This is a genomic window from Streptomyces sp. NPDC057939 (assembly GCF_042887545.1).
GTDB lineage: Bacteria > Actinomycetota > Actinomycetes > Streptomycetales > Streptomycetaceae > Streptomyces.
In genome coordinates this window covers 1-17,452 of the sequence record NZ_JBHVPG010000044.1, presented here as the reverse complement: position 1 = coordinate 17,452, position 17,452 = coordinate 1, and the positions used below count along the sequence as shown (strand labels likewise).

At 71.7% G+C, this 17,452-nt stretch carries 18 protein-coding genes; 3 read left to right on the top strand and 15 right to left on the bottom strand.

The window, feature by feature from the left end; translation table 11 throughout:
* Positions 1-3: 3 nt before the first annotated feature.
* The 10 genes from ACFVS6_RS33060 to ACFVS6_RS33015 all read right to left on the bottom strand — a co-directional run bounded on the left by ACFVS6_RS33060 (position 4) and on the right by ACFVS6_RS33015 (position 8,570).
* Positions 4-912 carry a glutamate ABC transporter substrate-binding protein gene (locus ACFVS6_RS33060; RefSeq protein WP_389709756.1) on the bottom strand — a complete coding sequence of 303 codons (909 nt, stop codon included), beginning with the start codon at positions 910-912 and terminating at the stop codon, positions 4-6.
* A 10-nt stretch (positions 913-922) separates the two neighbouring features.
* Positions 923-1,666 carry an amino acid ABC transporter ATP-binding protein gene (locus tag ACFVS6_RS33055; RefSeq protein WP_389709754.1) on the bottom strand — a complete coding sequence of 248 codons (744 nt, stop codon included), beginning with the start codon at positions 1,664-1,666 and terminating at the stop codon, positions 923-925.
* A 152-nt stretch (positions 1,667-1,818) separates the two neighbouring features.
* Complete coding sequence (locus tag ACFVS6_RS33050; protein ID WP_389709752.1) at positions 1,819-2,259, bottom strand: DUF6278 family protein; 441 nt, start codon at positions 2,257-2,259, stop codon at positions 1,819-1,821.
* 83 nt (positions 2,260-2,342) lie between these two features.
* Complete coding sequence (locus ACFVS6_RS33045; protein WP_389709750.1) at positions 2,343-3,122, bottom strand: exodeoxyribonuclease III; 780 nt, start codon at positions 3,120-3,122, stop codon at positions 2,343-2,345.
* A 30-nt stretch (positions 3,123-3,152) separates the two neighbouring features.
* A complete protein-coding gene (locus ACFVS6_RS33040; RefSeq protein WP_389709748.1) occupies positions 3,153-3,785 on the bottom strand; it encodes an MBL fold metallo-hydrolase in 633 nt (210 codons plus the stop codon).
* Between the two features lie 119 nt (positions 3,786-3,904).
* Complete coding sequence (locus ACFVS6_RS33035; protein ID WP_389709746.1) at positions 3,905-4,495, bottom strand: hypothetical protein; 591 nt, start codon at positions 4,493-4,495, stop codon at positions 3,905-3,907.
* Positions 4,492-5,679, bottom strand: coding sequence for an ROK family glucokinase (locus ACFVS6_RS33030; RefSeq protein WP_389709744.1), 1,188 nt, complete (start codon positions 5,677-5,679; stop codon positions 4,492-4,494). Before ACFVS6_RS33030 ends, ACFVS6_RS33035 begins: the two co-directional genes overlap by 4 nt.
* Positions 5,680-5,695: 16 nt before the next feature.
* Complete coding sequence (locus tag ACFVS6_RS33025; protein WP_389709742.1) at positions 5,696-6,592, bottom strand: ATP-binding cassette domain-containing protein; 897 nt, start codon at positions 6,590-6,592, stop codon at positions 5,696-5,698.
* Complete coding sequence (locus ACFVS6_RS33020) at positions 6,559-7,596, bottom strand: ABC transporter permease (RefSeq protein WP_389709740.1); 1,038 nt, start codon at positions 7,594-7,596, stop codon at positions 6,559-6,561. Before ACFVS6_RS33020 ends, ACFVS6_RS33025 begins: the two co-directional genes overlap by 34 nt.
* Positions 7,593-8,570, bottom strand: coding sequence for a sugar ABC transporter substrate-binding protein (locus ACFVS6_RS33015; RefSeq protein WP_389709738.1), 978 nt, complete (start codon positions 8,568-8,570; stop codon positions 7,593-7,595). Before ACFVS6_RS33015 ends, ACFVS6_RS33020 begins: the two co-directional genes overlap by 4 nt.
* Positions 8,571-8,742: 172 nt before the next feature.
* Here ACFVS6_RS33015 and ACFVS6_RS33010 point away from each other — a divergent pair, with 172 nt between their 5' ends.
* Positions 8,743-9,747 carry a Gfo/Idh/MocA family oxidoreductase gene (locus ACFVS6_RS33010; RefSeq protein ID WP_389709736.1) on the top strand — a complete coding sequence of 335 codons (1,005 nt, stop codon included), beginning with the start codon at positions 8,743-8,745 and terminating at the stop codon, positions 9,745-9,747.
* Between the two features lie 34 nt (positions 9,748-9,781).
* Here the strand turns inward: ACFVS6_RS33010 and ACFVS6_RS33005 are convergent, their stop codons facing one another.
* From ACFVS6_RS33005 to ACFVS6_RS32995, 3 genes are all read right to left on the bottom strand, one after another.
* Positions 9,782-10,966, bottom strand: coding sequence for a cytochrome P450 (locus tag ACFVS6_RS33005; protein ID WP_389709734.1), 1,185 nt, complete (start codon positions 10,964-10,966; stop codon positions 9,782-9,784).
* Positions 10,967-11,022: 56 nt separating this feature from the next.
* Positions 11,023-11,937 carry a DMT family transporter gene (locus ACFVS6_RS33000; protein ID WP_389709732.1) on the bottom strand — a complete coding sequence of 305 codons (915 nt, stop codon included), beginning with the start codon at positions 11,935-11,937 and terminating at the stop codon, positions 11,023-11,025.
* A 192-nt stretch (positions 11,938-12,129) separates the two neighbouring features.
* On the bottom strand, positions 12,130-12,747 hold the full coding sequence (locus tag ACFVS6_RS32995; protein ID WP_389709730.1) for a dihydrofolate reductase family protein: 618 nt from the start codon (positions 12,745-12,747) through the stop codon (positions 12,130-12,132).
* 196 nt (positions 12,748-12,943) lie between these two features.
* Between ACFVS6_RS32995 and ACFVS6_RS32990 the strand changes: the two genes are divergently transcribed.
* The gene (locus tag ACFVS6_RS32990) at positions 12,944-13,681 is read left to right on the top strand and encodes an SDR family NAD(P)-dependent oxidoreductase (protein ID WP_389709728.1); all 738 of its coding nucleotides are present in this window, start codon (positions 12,944-12,946) and stop codon (positions 13,679-13,681) included.
* A gap of 135 nt (positions 13,682-13,816) precedes the next feature.
* Here the strand turns inward: ACFVS6_RS32990 and alc are convergent, their stop codons facing one another.
* Positions 13,817-14,935, bottom strand: a complete 1,119-nt coding sequence (gene alc / locus ACFVS6_RS32985; RefSeq protein WP_389709726.1) for an allantoicase — start codon at positions 14,933-14,935, stop codon at positions 13,817-13,819.
* Between the two features lie 2 nt (positions 14,936-14,937).
* Positions 14,938-16,272 carry an allantoinase AllB gene (gene allB / locus ACFVS6_RS32980; protein ID WP_389709814.1) on the bottom strand — a complete coding sequence of 445 codons (1,335 nt, stop codon included), beginning with the start codon at positions 16,270-16,272 and terminating at the stop codon, positions 14,938-14,940.
* Between the two features lie 336 nt (positions 16,273-16,608).
* Between allB and ACFVS6_RS32975 the strand changes: the two genes are divergently transcribed.
* A complete protein-coding gene (locus ACFVS6_RS32975) occupies positions 16,609-17,412 on the top strand; it encodes an IclR family transcriptional regulator (protein WP_389709724.1) in 804 nt (267 codons plus the stop codon).
* Positions 17,413-17,452 lie beyond the last annotated feature (40 nt).

Sequence of the window (17,452 nt, the reverse complement as noted above, 5' to 3'; positions counted from 1 at the left end):
CCCTCAGCCCGCCGGGTAGCGGTCGATGGCGGGCGGTGTCGGGGCCGGCTCGCCGGACAGGCCGAGAGTGGCCTCGTAGGCCTTCTGCCAGTTGCCGTTCTTCTCGTTCTCCGCCAGCGCGTCGTCGAGGGCGAAGCGCAGGGCGTTGTCCGAGCGCGGTACGCCGATGCCGTAGGGCTCGTTGGAGAAGCGGTCGCCGACCACCTTCAGCTCCTCGGGGACCTTGGCCGCGTAGCCCAGCAGGATGGAGTCGTCGGTGGAGACGGCGTCGACCTGGTAGGTCAGCAGGTTGTCCACGCAGACGGAGTAGGTGTCGTAGGCGACGAGGACGGCCTTCGGGTACTCCTTCTGGAGCCGCTGGTAGGGGGTGGATCCGGCGGCCGAGCAGACCTTCTTGCCGGCGAGGTCGTCGGGGCCCTTGATGTCCTCCTCGTCCTTGCGGACCAGGAGGGACTGGCCGGCCATGAAGTAGGGCCCGGCGAAGCCGACCTGCTTCTTGCGGTTGTCGGTGATCGTGTAGGTGCCGACGTAGTAGTCGATCTGGCCGTTCTGCAGGGCGGTCTCGCGGTTGGCCGAGGCGATGGTCTTGTACTCGATCGTCTTGGGATCGAAGCCGAGGGCCGCCGACATCATCTTGGCGATCTCGACGTCGAAGCCGGAGTACCGGCCGCTCGCGGGATCCTTCTCCCCCATGTACGGCTGGTCCTCCTTGACGCCGACCACCAGGTGGCCGCGTTTCCTGGCCCTCTCCCAGGTCGGTGACTGCGGCAGCCGGAAGTCGGTGGCGACCTTGTAGACGGGGAGGTCCTCGGGCTGTGGTCCCTTGACGGAGGGGCTGCCGGGTTTGCCGCAGCCGGCCACGGCGAGGAGCAGGACGAGGAGGAGGGCGCCCAGTGCGCGGGTGTGTTTCATCGGGAGCCCCTCAGTGCTTGAGGATCTTGGAGAGGAAGTCCCGGGCCCGCTCGCTCTCGGGGGCGGTGAAGAAGTCCTCCGGGGTGCGGTCCTCGACGATCCTTCCGTCGGCCATGAAGACGACCCGGTTGGCCGCGGAGCGGGCGAAGCCCATCTCGTGGGTGACGACGACCATCGTCATGCCCTCGGAGGCGAGCTGCTGCATGACCTCCAGCACCTCGTTGATCATTTCCGGGTCGAGCGCCGAGGTGGGCTCGTCGAAGAGCAGCGCCTTCGGGCTCATGGCCAGGGCGCGGGCGATGGCCACGCGCTGCTGCTGGCCTCCGGAGAGCTGGGCGGGGTACTTGTCCGCCTGGTCGGCGAGGCCCACCCGGTCCAGCAGCTCCCGGGAGCGCTTGTCCGCCTCGTCCTTCTTGCGCTTCCTGACCTTGATCTGCGCGAGCGAGACGTTGGCCAGGACGGTCTTGTGCGCGAAGAGGTTGAACGACTGGAAGACCATGCCGACCTCGGCCCGCAGCCCGGCGAGGTCCTTGCCCTCGGCGGGGAGCGGCCGGCCGTCGAGGGTGATCGTGCCCGACTCGATGGTCTCCAGCCGGTTGATCGTCCGGCAGAGGGTGGATTTCCCGGAGCCGGAAGGGCCGATGATCACCACCACCTCCCCGCGGCCGACGGTGAGGTTGATGTCCTGGAGGACGTGCAACGTCCCGTAGTGCTTGTTGACGTCCCGCAGCTCGATCAACGGATCGACGGCCATACGCTGCCCTGCCCACTTGTCGGTGTGTCGAGGTCAGCGCAAACTATCCAGCCGCCGAAGGCGACTTCCCCCCGACACGCTAAAAGGTACATAAAGCACACCGGGTGCGTTGCGGCACCGGGCGATGGGCGGCGGGTGGTGGGCGGCGGCAGTCAGGCCTCGGAGGCCTCGGCGTAGGCCTGGCTGAGTTCGGGGGACCCGGTCATCGCCCAGGAGACCCCCGACGCGAGCACGTCCAGCTCCCGCCCCGATTCCAGCCGGATCATCGGGCGGCCGTTGGGCCAGACCTGCCAGGCGGTTCCGGGGACGGTCCGGACGACCACCGTCCCGAGGTAGAAGCCGGCGTCGTTGCCCAGCCAGGGCACGGCCTCGGGGTCCCGCCGCCAGCGCGGCATCAGCTGGTCGAGGGCCTCCAACGAGCCCGGGGTCTGGTCGAGTTCGAGACCGGCCGACCTCGCCTGGGCCCGCAGCATCTCGCACTCCGAGAACAGTTCGGCGATGCCCTCGGGATCGTCCGCGAGGGCGACGGCGAGTCCCGCACCCTGTTCCGTTTCGTGCCGGTTCAGCCAGTTGGCCAGGAAAGGGATGTGCATGCAGCCCAGCGTGGCACCAGGAAGCGCCGCCGGCCACAGGGCGCGCCTGTCCGGCCGGGATCGCGGGATCCCGGCCGGGGTCCTCAGACCTCCAGGTCGACGACGACCGGCGCGTGGTCGGAGGCGCCCTTGCCCTTGCGCTCCTCGCGGTCGACGTACGCGTCCTTGACCGCCTTCACGAAGGGCTCGTTCCCGTAGACGAGGTCGATGCGCATGCCCCGGTTCTTGGGGAACGCGAGCATCCGGTAGTCCCAGAAGGTGTACGGCCGGTCGTACTTGAGCGCCCGCGGGAAGACGTCGGACAGGCCGGCGGCGCGCAGCGCCTCCAGCGCGGCCCGCTCCGCCGGGGTGACGTGCGTGAGACCCGCGAAGACCGCCGGGTCGTAGACGTCCTCGTCGGTCGGCGCCACGTTGAAGTCGCCGAGCACCGCGAACGGACGTGATCCCTTCGCGTCTTCCGCGATGGCGGTGGTGAGGGCGCCGAACCAGTTCAGCTTGTAGCCGTAGTGGTCGTGCTCGACCTCGCGGCCGTTGGGCACGTAGACCGACCAGACGCGCACGCCGCCGCAGGTGGCGGAGATGGCGCGGGGCTCCTGCACGCCCTCGTAGTCCGGCCCGTCGGGCAGGCCCGTCACCACGTCCTCCAGGCCGACCTTGGAGAGGAGGGCGACGCCGTTCCACCGGCCGGTGGCGTTGACCACGGACTCGTAGCCCAGCTCGCGCAGCTCGGCGGCCGGGAACTGCTCCGCCGAGCACTTGGTCTCCTGGATGCAGAGCACGTCCGTGCCGGAGCTCTCCAGCCAGGCGAGCAGCCGCGGCAGCCGGGCGGTGATCGAGTTGACGTTGTACGTGGCGATGCGCATGCGTCCCAACCTACCGCCCCGCACCGACAGTCACAGGTCGGTGTGGTCCCCGGCGGTGAGTCGGCCGTGGGGCGCGCCGGACAGGGCGTTCAGGGCCGTGTCGTAGATGGGTCGGGCGATGTCGGAGAGGTAGGCGTCGTGGATGTCGATGGTCCGGTTCGGCTTGACCTCGCGGACGTAGTCGATCACCTCGGCCACCTTGTTCCAGGGGGCGTGCACCGGGATCATCAGCGTCTCGACGGGCACCCCGGGCACCGTCAGCGCGTCCCCGGGGTGGAAGAGGGAGCCGTCCACGAGGTAGCCGACGTTGGTGACGCGCGGGATGTCCGGGTGGATCACCGCGTGCAGTTCGCCGTGCGCCCGGACCTCGAAGCCGGCGGCCTCGAAGGCGTCGCCGTGGCCCACGGTGTGCACGCGGCCCGGGTAGGCGGGGGCGAGCCTCTCCGCGACGGCGCGCAGCGTCCACAGCCTGGCGGCCGGGTTCGCGTCGAGCGCGGCCCGCAGCCGGCCCTCCTCGAAGTGGTCGGGGTGCTCGTGCGTGACCAGGAGGGCGTCCGCCCCGAGGCCCGCGTCGGGTTCGCTGAAGGCGCCCGGGTCGATGACGAGCGTGCGCCCGTCCTTCTCCAACTGGACGCAGGAGTGCAGCCGCTTGGTGAGCTTCATGATCCCAGGCTAGGGCCTGTCGTCAATGTCCCGTCGTCGCCCGCGGGGGGGGGCGAGGCGGACGGGACTTCGGCGACGGGCCCCGGGCCGTCCGGGGCCCGTCCCGCCCGCGGTCACCGCTACGGAACGGTGGTGGAGACCACGTAGACCCTGGGGTTGGCGGGGTTGGTGAGGTCGACCGTGACGTCCCGGGTGGGGCGCGGGTCCCGTGCGTCCAGGGTGACCCCGTACCACCGGTGCTTCGGGCTCCAGCTCCAGCCGGCGACGCCGGCGTCGTGCGCGGAGATCGACACCCCGGGAGTGAGTGCCGCGCGGTCGGTGCCGATGTCGGCCAGGAAGGCGTCGAACTGCGCCGGCGTGACCCCGAACTGGACGTAGAGCCGGCTGGTGCGCCAGTTGTTGGTCTCCAGGTAGCCGACGCGTGAGGCCAGCAGCGGGATGGGCACCTCGTAGATGCTGCGCTGCACCTTGGACGGCCAGGCCTCGCGCACCTTGACCGCGCCGACCTTCGCGGCCTTGTCGCGGCCGCTCTGCCGGCTCTGCTGGGCGGAGACGGCGAGGTAGCCCGCCGGGACCCCGACGAGCAGCAGGATGATGATCGCGGTGATCCACCGGCGTCGGACGACGTGTCTGCGGTCCTCGGTGGTGGGCGCGGGCGTGCCGCCGGCCCCGGGGGACGGGGCCTGGTGGGGCAGGGAGGGCGGGGTCACTGCTGTCCTGTGTCCTTGGCGTCCGGGGCGTCGGAGGAGCCGGTGGCGGCGCGCCGGCCGAGCTGCGCGTAGCGCTCGTAGCGTTCGTGGCGCTCGACGCGGCGGCGGGTGGCGCGCCGGAAACGGCGGGCGACGAGCCGGGCGAGGTCGGCGGCGCCGACCATGCCGGCCTCGGGTCCGAGCTGGGCCTTGGCGATGCGGGCCTCGGGGCGGTAGCCGCGACCGGTGAGGTGGCGCCGGAAGGCGTCCCGGGCGGGGCCGATGAGCAGGTCGTCGGCGGCGCTGACGCCACCGCCGATGACGAAGCAGGAGGGGTCGAGGGCGGCGGCGAGGTTGGCGATGCCGACGCCGAGCCACTGGCCGATGTCCTGGAGGAGCTCGACGCACATGGCGTCGCCCTCGCGGGCCAGCTCGGTGATGAGCGGGCCGGTGATCTCGGCGACGTTGCCGCCGACGCGGGCGATGATGTTGTAGGCGACCGGGGAGTCTGCGGCGGCGAGCTCGCGGGCCTCGCGGACCAGGGCGTTGCCGGAGCTGTACTGCTCCCAGCAGCCGCGGTTGCCGCAGGGGCAGCGGTGCCCGCCGGGCACGACCTGCATGTGGCCGAACTCACCGGCGACCCCGTAGCGGCCGCGTTTGACCTGGCCGCCTTCGAGGATCGCGCCGCCGATGCCGGTCCCCAGCGTGATCATGACGAGGTGGTCCTCGCCGCGGCCGGCGCCGAAGCGCCATTCGGCCCAGGCGGCGGTGTTGGCATCGTTGTCCACCATGACCGGGACCGCGAGCCGCGACTGGAGGGCGTCGCGCAGCGGCTCGTCGCGCCAGGCCAGGTGGGGGGCGAACAGGACGCGGGAGCGGTCGGCGTCGACCCAGCCGGCCGCCCCGATGCCCACGGCGTGGACGTCGTGCCGGTCGGACAGGTCCAGCACCAGCTCGACGATGGTGTCCTCGACGACCTTGGGGCTCTTGGACTTGTCGGGGGTCTCGGTGCGGATCTTCTCCAGGATGACCCCGTCGGCGTCCACGACACCGGCCATCACCTTGGTGCCGCCGATGTCGATGCCGACGGTCGGGACGCGCGGGGCGGTCAGCAGCGACCTGCGCTCACGGGTCCCGACGGTCCGCAGGACGGTGCCCCGCGCCGACCCCCGGTGGGCGAGCGTGAAGTCCCGGTACGTGCTCATCGAGTCGTGTCGTCCCTCAGTGTGCGGTGGTGCCCGGTGCGGCGCCGGGTGCGGCGTCCGGTCCTGATTCTGCCACCCGCTCCAGCTCGTGGCTCAGCTCGTCCAGCTCGGAGCCGCCCGCCATCTGGCGGGTGAGCTCGTCCAGGGTGATCGATTCCCGGGTGTGGCTGCCGGCCATCGTGCCGCGCTTGAGGAGCACGAAACGGTCCCCCACCAGGTACGCGTGGTGCGGGTTGTGGGTGATGAGGACGACGCCCAGGCCCGCGTCGCGGGCGGCGGCGACGTACTTGAGGACGACGCCGGACTGCTTCACGCCGAGGGCGGCGGTCGGCTCGTCCAGGACGAGCACCTTCGCGCCGAAGTACACGGCCCGGGCGATGGCCACGCACTGGCGCTCGCCGCCGGACAGGGTGCCGATGGGCTGGTCCACGTCGCGCAGGTCGATGCCCATGCGCAGCAGCTCGGCGCGGGTGGTGCGGCGCATGAGGTCCACGTCGAGGCGGCGGAACGGGCCGCGGCCCTTCGTCGGCTCGGAGCCGAGGAAGAAGTTGCGCCAGACGGGCATGAGCGGGACGACCGCCAGGTCCTGGTAGACGGTGGCGATGCCGCGGTCGAGGGCCGCCCGGGGGTTCGCGAGGACGGTTTCCGCGCCCTCGATCTCGAAGGTGCCGGCGTCGTGCCGGTGCAGCCCCGCGATGATCTTGATGAGGGTGGACTTGCCGGCGCCGTTGTCGCCGAGCACGCAGGTGATCTCGCCGGCCGAGACCTCCAGGGAGACCCCCTGGAGGGCGCGGATGTTGCCGTAGTACTTGCTGACGTCCGTCAGCCGCACCAGGCCCTCACCGGCCGCGGCGCCCGTCGTGGACTCGTTCTTCGCGTTCACTTGCTCGCCTCCGCCCGCTTGCGCACCCATGCGTTGAGCAGCGTCGCCAGGAGCAGCATCCCGCCGAGGAAGAACTTGAACCAGTCCGGGTTCCACTGGGCGTAGACGATGCCGTTGCTGGTCATGCCGAAGATGAAGGCGCCGACGGCCGAGCCGATCGCGGAGCCGTAGCCGCCGGTCATCAGACAGCCGCCGATGACGGCCGCGATGATGTACAGGAACTCGTTGCCGACGCCCTCGCCCGACTGGACGACGTCGAAGGAGAACAGGATGTGCTGCCCGGAGATCCAGGCGCACAGCGCGACGCCCATGTAGAGGCCGATGCGGGTCTTGACCACGGGCACGCCGGTCGCGCGGGCCGCGTCGGCCCCGCCGCCCACCGCGAAGATCCAGTTGCCGGCGCGGGTGCGCAGCAGGATCCAGGTGGCGACGGCGACGAGGACCAGCCACCACAGGATCGTGACCTTGAGGGTGACGGAGCCGACGTTCCACTGGGAGGCGAAGAGCGCCCGGGCGGAGGAGAAGCCCTCCATGTCGGCGATGCTCTTGGTGGAGACGGAGCCGCTGATCAGTTTGGTGAAGCCGAGGTTCAGGCCGGTCAGCATCAGGAAGGTGCCGAGCGTGATGATGAAGCTCGGCAGCTTCGTGCGGGTCAGCATGAATCCGTTGAAGAAGCCGATCGCGAGGGTGACCAGCAGCGACACGAGCACGCCGACCCAGACGTTGGCCGTCATCTGGTAGCTGAACATCGAGCTGAACAGGGCCGACGTGGTGACCATGACGCCCGCGGAGAGGTCGAACTCCCCGCCGATCATGAGCATCGCGACCGGCACCGCCATGATCCCGATGGTGGAGGCCGAGTAGAGGATCGTGCTCAGGCTGGAGGCCCGCAGGAAGCTGTCGGCCGCGAAGGAGAAGAAGACGAACACGGCGACCGCTCCGACGACCGCGCCCAGCTCGGGCCGGGCGAGGAGGCGGCGCAGCAAGGAGGCCGGCGCGAGGCGCTCGTCGGCGGTGGGGGCGGCGGCGCTCATCGGGTGCCCCGCTTGATGTACTCCTCCAGCTCGGTGGCCTCGGCCCCGGTGACGATCTGCGGCCCGGTGAGCACCGGGCGGCCGCCGCCGAGGACGTCCGCGTTGTAGCGGTAGAGCCACAGCAGGTCCACGGCCTGGTAGCCCTGGAGGTAGGGCTGCTGGTCCACGGCGAAGCCGAGGGCGCCGGACTTCAGGTCCCGGGCGACGGATTCGTTGAGGTCGAAGGTGTCCACCTCGGCCTTGCTGCCCGCCGCGTCCTTCGCCTTGACGGCGGTCGGGGCGAACGGGGCGCCCAACGTGACGAGCGCGTCGACGGACGGGTCGGCCTGGAGCTTCGCCTGGATGGCCGCCTGCACGGACGGCATGTTGGTGCCCTCGACGTAGAGGTTCTCCATCGTCCCCCCGAAGGTCTTCTTCGCTCCGGCGCAGCGCTGCTCGTGGCCGACGTTGCCCTGCTCGTGCAGGATGCAGACGGCCTTCTTCCTGCCGCGCTTGGTGAGCTCTGCGCCGACCGCCTCGCCCGCGATCTCCTCGTCCTGCCCGATGTGGGTGAGGGCCCCGTAGGCGGCGGACTGGGCGGACCCGGAGTTGACCGTGATCACCGGGATGCCGGCCTTGACCGCCTTGCCGATGACGTCCTTGAGGGCGTCGGGCTTGGCGAGGCTGACGATGATCCCGTCGACCTTCTGGTCGATGGCGTTCTGCACGAACTGGGCCTGCTGCTGCGCCTGGTCGTCGTGGGAGTAGACGAAGTTGATGTTGTCCTTCGCCGAGGCCTCCTTGGCGCCCTTCTGCACGATGTCCCAGAAGGTGTCGCCGTCGCCCGCGTGGGTGACCATCGCGAAGGTCCAGCGCGGTGTGGAGACGGCCGGCCGGCCGGCATCGGCCTTCGCCCGCTCCTCGGCGCGCTTGCCGCCGGTGCTGCTGCAACCCGCGAGGGAGGCTCCCAGTACCACCGCGAGCACCGCGCCCACGACGCGTACCCCTGTCCGAACCCTAGCCACGTCGCCGCGCCCTTCCCTCGTCCGCCATCAATCGGTCATTCCGGTTCCAGCCGCCCAGTATCCGCCACAGTGGACCATGAAGGGCCATCGGGGCATGCGCGGGCAGATTGACAGGTCCCCCGTACGGGGTCACGTTGAGTGCATGCGCATCGGGCTCATCGGAACCGGCCGCATCGGTTCGTTCCACGCGGCCACACTGGCCCGCCACCCGGACGCCGGCTCGCTGCTGCTCGCCGACGTCGATGCCGGTCGGGCCGCGCGGCTCGCGGACCGGCTGGGGGCCACGGCCGCGCCGAGCGTGGAGCAGGTCTTCACCTGGGGGGTGGACGCCCTCGTCGTGGCCTGTTCGACGCAGGGGCACGCCGAGCTGGTGTTGCGGGCGGTGCGCGCCGGGCTGCCGGTGTTCTGCGAGAAGCCGATGGCCCCGGACCTGGCGCGCAGCCTCACAGTGCTGCGGGAGGTGACGGCCGCCGGCGGGGTGCTCCAGTTGGGCTTCATGCGGCGTTTCGACGCGGGGCTGCGCGCCGCGCGGGACCTGGTCCGCTCGGGGGCGCTGGGCAGGCTGCACACCGTACGGACGATGACGTCCGACCCGGCTCCGCCGGCCGCCGGGTACCTGGCGGCCTCGGGGGGTCTGTACCGGGACTGCCTGGTCCACGACTTCGACATGGTCCGCTGGGTGACCGGGCACGAGGTCGTCGAGGTGTACGCGGCCGCTTCGGACGCGGGGCCGCCGCAGTTCCGCGAGAGCGGCGACGTCGACACCGCCGCGGCCCTCCTGACCCTGGACGACGGGACGCTCGTCACCAGCTCCGGGACCCGGTGCAACGGCGCCGGGTACGACGTCCGGATGGAGCTGGCCGGGGAGCGGGACCAGGTTTCGGCCGGGCTCGACGACCGTACGCCGATCGCCTCCACCGAACCGCAGGGCCCGCCCGCGGCGAGCAAGCCCTGGGGCGGGTTCCTGGAGCGCTTCGGCCCCGCGTACGAGGCCGAGCTGGCGGCCTTCGTCCGGCTGGTCCGGGGCGAGGGCCCCAATCCGTGCGACGGCCGGGAGGCGCTCGCCGCCTTCCGGGTCGCGGAGGCGTGCGAGCTGTCCCGCCGGGAGCGGCGGCCGGTGCGGCCGGCGGAGCTCCCGGACCTGTGAGCGGGCCCGGCGACGGGCGTTCACGGTCCGGCGCCTACCAGCGCACCGGGTACTGCTTGACGCCGCGGACCAGGGCGCCGCTGATCCATTCGCGCTGTCCGGGCACCTCGGCGAGGTCCGGGAAGCGCTCCAGCAGGGCGCGCAGGGCGATGCGGCCCTCCATGCGGGCGAGCGGGGCGCCCAGGCAGAAGTGGATGCCGTGGCCGAAAGCCATGTGGCCGGGGCCCCGGCGGCGGATGTCGAAGACGTCGGGTTCCGCGAAGCGGGACGGGTCGCGGTCGGCGCCGGCCAGCGAGATCAGGACCGCCGAGCCCTCCTCGATGAAGGTTCCGCCGATCTCCAGGTCCTCGCGGGCGAAGCGGAAGGTGGAGGTCTCCACCGGGCCGTCGTAGCGCAGGATCTCCTCGACCGCTCCGTCGATCAGCCCGTCGAAGTCGGCGCGCAGCGCCGCGAGCTGCTCGGGGTGGGCGAGCAGTGCCCGTACGCCGTTGGTGATGAGGTGGCTGGTGGTCTCGAAGCCGCCGATCATCAGCAGGAAGGCCATGGCGACGAGTTCCCGCGGGGTGAGGCGGTCGCCGTCGTCGTCGCGGCTCAGGGTCCAGGCGCTGAGCAGGTCCTCGCCGGGGTCGGCGCGCTTGGCGTCGGTGAGTTCGGTGAGGTAGGCGGTCATCTCCCGCAGGGCGGTGTCCTCGGCCGCCTGGCCGGTGGGCGAGACGATCTCGACGGACCACGCGCCGAAGGGCTCGCGTTCGGCGTGGGGCACCCCGAGGAGCTCGCAGATGACCGTCATCGGCAGGGGGTGGGCGAACGAGGTCACCAGGTCCGCGCCGCGGGAGGGGTCCGCCTCCATCGCGTCGAGCAGGTCGTTGGTGATCTGCTCGACGCGGGGGCGCAGGTCCTCGACCCGGCGCGAGGTGAAGGGGCGGGAGACCAACCGGCGCAGCCGCGTGTGGTGGGGCGGGTCGGCGCGGTGCATGTTGTCGCTCGCGTCGGTGGTCTCGCGGTCGGCGTAGCTGCGGCCGGATGTCAGCCAGTTCTTCGAGATGGCGGGGTGGACGAGGGCCTGCCGCGCCGCCTCGTCCCCGACGATGAGACAGATTTCCGTGCCGTCCGTCGCCTTGACCCGGTGGACGGGTCCCTCTTCCCTCATCCGCGCGTAGTGCGGGTACGGGTCTTCGTTGAAGTCTTCGGCGATCGAACTGATGTCGAGAACGGGCATGACGGCCACAGTAGGCCCGACGATCAAGCAGGGAGGAGCTACTTTCGGACAATCGTTCAGCCTGCGGCGCGACGACCCCACGCGGTACCGGCCAGCACGAGGACGACCCCGGTCAGGCCGACGGCGCCGAGGTGCTCCCCGCCGATGGCGATGCCCGCCGCGGCCGCCCAGAGGGGTTCGGTGCCGAGCAGCAGGCTGACCCGGGAGGGCGAGGTGCGGCGTACGGCCCACATCTGCACGAAGAAGGCGAAGAGGGTGCAGAAGACGGAGAGGAAGGCGAGTCCGACCCACTGCGCGACGTCGAAGTCGGCCGCGGCCGCCCACGGGGAGGCGCCCGTCCCGGGCAGCGTCGCGAGCACGGCGAACACCAGGACGGCGCTGCCGAGCTGAACGGTGGTCAGGGAGAGCGAGTCCGCGTCCTGGACGGCCTTGATCCGGGCCATCAGCAGCACGTGGAGGGTGCGGGCGAGGGCGGCTCCGAGGATCAGCAGGTCGCCGAGGCCGGGGGCGGTGAACCCGGCGCCCTGGGTGAGCAGCACGACTCCCGCGACGGACACGGCCGCCGCGCCGAGGAAGGCGGGCGAGGGCGCGGTGCGGCGGACGGCCGATTCGGCGAGCGGCGTGAAGATCATCGTCAGGCTGATGATCAGCCCGGCGTTGGTGGCGGAGGTGTGGACCACCCCGTACGTCTCCAGCAGGAAGATCCCGCCGAGTACGAGGCCCAGCGCTCCCGCCCCGCGCAGCTGGGCGGGGGTCAGCGCGCGCAGCCGCTTGCGACCGGCGATGACGAGGACGGGCAGCACGAGCGCGAAGCGCAGCACGAGCACCGCGATCACGGTGTGGGTGGTGGTGACGCCCTTGGCCGCGAGGTAGCTGCCGCCCCAGACGACGGCGACGAGCAGCACGGGGAGGTCGGCGAGCCAGGCCCGGCGGGGGGCGAGGGCGGACGAGGGGGCGGCGAGGGTGGTCACCGGGGCGTCTCCAACGGCGGGAAGGGGTGGAGACTTCGGCGGCTCGCACGGGTGCGGGCCCACGGTAGCCGAGTCGATCTTCCGGGTCGACCGGATTCCGGGTACCGCGGGCCGACGCGCGCCCCCGACGGCCGCCCCGCCGTCGCCCCGCCGTCGCCCCGGCCCCTGCTGTCGGCCGCCACCCCCGGGCCGCTATTCGCCGATCGTGCCGAACCCGGCGCGGCCCGTGGGCCGGTAGGTGTGGATGGACGTGCCGCTCGTGGTGGTGCGGGAGGCCGTGAGCTCGAAGGCGGTCGGCAGGCCGCCGATGGAGAACAGCCGGCGGCCCCCGCCGAGGAAGACGGGGAAGGTCAGCAGGTTCAGCTCCTCGACGAGGTCGCGCGCGAGCAGCCACTGCGCCAGCTGTCCGCTGCCGTGCACCTGGAGCTCGCCGTCGGTCGCGTCCTTGGCCCGGACCACCTCCGCCTGGAGGTGCTCACCGTCCACGACGGTGGTGCCCGCCCAGGCGGGCTCCTTGAGGGTCGTGGAGGCCACGTACTTCGGCAGGGCGTTCAGCGGGCCCGCGATGGGGTCGGTGGGGTCGGTCTGCTTCGGCCAGTACCCGGCGAAGATCTCGTACGTCCTGCGCCCGAGGAGGAACGCCCCGGCGCGGTCGAACACCTCGGTCATGAACTCCCCCATGCCCTCGTCGGCGAAGGGGGCCAGCCAGCCGCCGTACTCGAACCCGCCGGTGGTGTCCTCCTGCGGCCCTCCGGGGGCCTGCATCACGCCGTCGAGGGTGAGGAAGGTGGTGAGGGTCAGCTTGCCCATGGCTCTGCGCTCCTTGGATCGGTCCGCTCCGGGTACCCCGTACACCGCTTCAGACTCCCCGTCCGCCCCGAACTCATCGGTGCGGCGCGCGTGAACGCGGTGTCCGATTCCCGCCGGCGCCCGACCCCCCACCTCCCATTTCATTGAACACGCAACGATTTATGGGGCGTGAGGGCCCCTGACGGGAGGAACCATGATGAACGGTGTCAACACGGTGGCCCTGGTGACCGGAGGCAGCCGCGGCATCGGGGCGGCCACCGCCCTGCGCCTGGCGCGGGACGGCATGGACGTCGCGATCACCTACGCCCGGGACGCGGAGGCCGCCGCCGGGGTCGTCGGCGGGATCGAGGCGCTGGGCCGGCGGGCCCTGGCCGTACGGTCCGACGCGGGCAGCCCCGACGGACCCGGGGCGGCCGTCGAGGAGACCGTGCGCGCGTTCGGCCGCATCGACGTGGTCGTCAACAACGCGGGCGTCGGCGTCCTGGGCCCGCTGGAATCCCTCAGCCCGGCGGACGTGGACCGGGTCCTCGACGTCAACGTACGGGGCGTCCTGCTGACCTCCCGGGCCGCGGTCGGCCGGATGGCGCGCGGCGGGCGGATCATCACCATAGGCAGTTGCATGACCCAGCGGGTGGCGGGGCCCGGCGGGACCCTGTACGCGATGAGCAAGGCCTCCCTGACGGGTCTGACCAGGGCGCTGGCCCGGGAGCTCGGCGAACGCGGCATCACCGCGAACCTGGTGCACCCCGGCCCGGTGGACACCGACATGAACCCGGCCGACGGACCGCTGGCCGGGCCGCAGGCCGCGGTGACGGCCCTCGGCCGGTTCGGCGCGCCGGACGAGGTCGCCTCGGTGGTGTCGTTCCTGGCCGGGCCGGGCGCCGGCTACGTCACGGGCGGCGAGTTCTCCGTGGACGGCGGGTACGCGGCGTAGCGCGCCGGTCGACGGGCCGGGTGGGCGCGGCGGCGGACACGCCGAAGGGGCGCACCGCATCGCGGTGCGCCCCTTCGGTCAGGGCCCGCGCCCCGGGGGTGTCGGCCCCCGGGGCAGTCGTCGGGAGGGGCTGCGTCAGCCGCCCAGCTCCTGGTGACGGGCGGCGTGCGCGGCCGTGCCCGTCTCCGTCAGCGATCCGAACAGACGCAGGCGGGAGAATCCGCCGTCCGGGAAGATGTCGATCCGCACGTGCGTGCCGACCGCCGGGGCGTCCAGCACGAAGCGGTGGTTGGTGTCGGGCTGCAGGCGGGTGCGCGGCAGGAACTCCGTCCACTCGCCCTCCTCGCCCGTCTTGACGGACAGCGAGGCCCAGCCGGCCGAGTTGCCCTTGAGGTACGCGGTGTCGATCTCGACGGCGCGGATCTCGGACTCGGCGACGAGCTGGTAGCGGATCCAGTCGTTGCCGTTGTCGCGGCGGCGGGCGGTCTCCCAGCCGTCGTCCATCTTGCGGGAGCGGCCCGGGTTGATGGTGTTGGTCGGCGGGGAGTAGAAGCGGTTCGACGCGTCCTGCACCGAGCCGCCGTTCTCCAGGGCGACCACGTCGAAGGTGCCGAGCGTGGCCAGCCACTGCGGGTCCGGGACGACCTCGCCGTAGACCCGCAGGCGGGCGATGCCGCCGTCGGGGTGCTGGTTGACGCGCAGGTGGGTGAAGCGCTGCTCCGCGGTGACCTCGTAGCCGTTGGCCGCGTGGCCGCCGACCGCGGTGCGCGGGACGAGCACGGTCCACTTGACGTCCTCGCCGAGGAGCTCCTCCGGGGTCGGCGCGAGGGCGCCTTCCCAGTTGGTGCCCTCGATGGAGACGGCCTGCGGCATGTTGCCGCGGAAGTGGGCGGTGTCGACGACGATGCCGCGGATCACGCCGGGGGCGCCGAGGCGCACCAGGGCGTAGTCGTGGTCCTCGGGGGTCGGCCACGGCTGGGTGGCGGAGACGCCGCGGCGGCGGCGGGTCTCCCAGCCGTCCATGACCTTGCCCTTGTGGCCGAAGTGCTCGGGGTCGAAGTGCGCGGCCTCGGCGATGAGCAGGTTCTCGCGCATGGCGAAGAACTCGTCGTTGGCGAAGGTGACACCGGCGCCCAGCTCACGGGCGGCGAGGTTCGCGTACTGGGTGAACGGGAAGTCCGCGGTGCGGTAGTCCGCGTACGGGTCGCCGCCCCCGTACGGGTTCGCGTTGCCGGTGAAGGATTCAATCGCCACTGTCAGTTCTGCCTTTCGAGGAGGAGGCCCTTGGGCTCGGTCGGGGTGCCGTGGTCGGAGATCTGCGTGCCGCGCAGCCAGGTGGACTTCACGACGCCGTGCAGGGTCTTGCCCGCGTACGCCGTGACCTGGTTGCGGTGGTGCAGTTCCGCGGGGTCCACGGTGAAGGTCTCTTCGGGGGCCAGGACGGCGAAGTCGGCGTCGCGGCCGACCTCGATCGCGCCCTTCCGCGCCAGTCCGGCGAGGGCCGCCGGGGCGGTGGACATCCAGCGGACGACGTCCTCCAGGCCGCGGCCGCGCTTGCGGGCCTCGGTCCAGATCGCCGGGAGGCCCAGCTGGAGGGAGGAGATGCCGCCCCACGCGGTGGCGAAGTCGCCGGTCTTCAGGTCCGCGGTGGAGGGCGAGTGGTCGGAGACGATGCAGTCGATGGTGCCGTCGGCCAGCGCGTCCCACAGGATGTCCTGGTTGGCGGACTCCCGGATGGGCGGGCAGCACTTGAACTCGGTCGCGCCGTCCGGGACTTCCTCGGCCGTGAGGGTGAGGAAGTGCGGGCAGGACTCGACGGTGATCTGCACGCCCTCGGCCTTGGCGGCGGCGATCAGCGGCAGCGCGTCGGAGGAGGACAGGTGCAGCACGTGGACGCGGGCGTTCAGCCGGCGCGCCTGGTCGATCAGGTTCTGGATCGCGGTGTTCTCGGCGTCCTTGGGACGGGAGGCGAGGAAGTCGGCGTACTTGGGGCCCGGGTTCTGCGGCGCGGACTCCAGGTGGTGCGGGTCCTCGGCGTGCACGATCATCAGGCCGCCGAAGCCGGTGATCTCGGCGAGCGAGGCGGCCAGTTGCTCCTGGTCCAGCTGGGGGAACTCGTCCACGCCCGAGGGGGACAGGAAGCACTTGAAGCCGTAGACGCCGGCGTCGTGCAGCGGGCGCAGGTCCTTGACGTTGTCCGGCAGCGCGCCGCCCCAGAAGCCGATGTCCACGTGCGCCTTGGTCCGGGCGACCTCCTGCTTGACGCGCAGGTGGTCGACCGTGGTGGTCGGCGGCAGGGAGTTGAGCGGCATGTCGAGGATGGTGGTGATGCCACCGGCCGCGGCGGCGCGGGTGGCCGTCCAGAAGCCTTCCCACTCGGTGCGGCCCGGGTCGTTCACGTGGACGTGGGTGTCGACCAGGCCGGGGAGCAGGACGTCGTCGCCGAAGTCCTCCAGCCGGGCTCCGGCCGGTACCTCGGCCTCGTACGCCAGCACGGCCGTGATCTTCCCGTCGGCGACGGCCACCGAGGCGGCGCGCGTCCCCTCGGGGGTGATGACGCGCGTCGAGCGCAGTACCAGTTCCACAGCCACGTCGGCCACCGGAACCTCCCCATCTACTTCCACAGAGCGAAATTCAACGTTCTGTTGACGGAGTCTTCACCCCGATCCGGAGCCCGTCAAGAGCGACCGGACGGACCGCTGACCCACCGGGGCCGCAATTGGATGTTTCCACAGGATGGAATTAAGATTTCACTATCCAGAATGTAGCTACCACCACCAGGAACCGGACGGGTAACTTCCCGAGGACGTCCGCCACCAGGACAAACCCCCTCTGACCGGCGGGGACGGCAAGGGCCCGGCTCTAGGGCCGGCGCCGACCGACCGGTAGGCTGCTCCCTTGCCTGCCAGCACCGAAAGGACCGCGCCGTGCCGACGTCCAGCGCCAGCACCACCGACGCTTCCGCCAAGCCCACCGCCGCCGGCGGGGGCGTCCAGTCCCTTGAGCGCGCCTTCGATCTGCTCGAACGCATGGCCGATGCCGGCGGTGAGGTAGGACTCAGCGAACTCTCCGCCGCCAGCGGTCTGCCGCTGCCCACCATCCACCGGCTGATGCGCACCCTCGTGGCGTGCGGCTACGTCCGGCAGCAGCCCAACCGACGGTACTCCCTCGGCCCCCGGCTGATCCGCCTCGGCGAGTCCGCCTCGCGCCTGCTGGGCACCTGGGCCCGCCCCTACCTCGCCCGCCTGGTCGAGGAGACCGGCGAGACGGCCAACATGGCCCTCCTCGACGGCGACGAGATCGTCTACGTCGCGCAGGTGCCGTCCAAGCACTCCATGCGCATGTTCACCGAGGTCGGCCGCCGGGTGCTGCCGCACTCGACGGGCGTGGGCAAGGCACTGCTCGCCCACACCCCCGCCGACGAGGTCCGCGCCCTGCTCTCCCGCACCGGGATGCCGGCCGCGACCGAGAAGACCATCACCACGCCCGACGGGTTCCTGGAAGCGCTGGAGAAGGTCCGCAAGGCGGGCTACGCGGTCGACGACAACGAGCAGGAAATAGGAGTCCGCTGCCTGGCCGTGTCGGTGCCGAACTCGCCGACCGCCGCCGCGATCTCCATCTCGGGACCCGCGGGCCGGGTCACCGAGGCCGTCGCCGAGTCCTTCGTCCCGATCCTCCAGGGCGTGGCCGCCGAGCTGTCGGTGGCCCTCCAGAGCCAGAACCCGGCCTGATCACCCGCGTACGAAGGCCCCCGCGGCCCCTCTCCGGAGG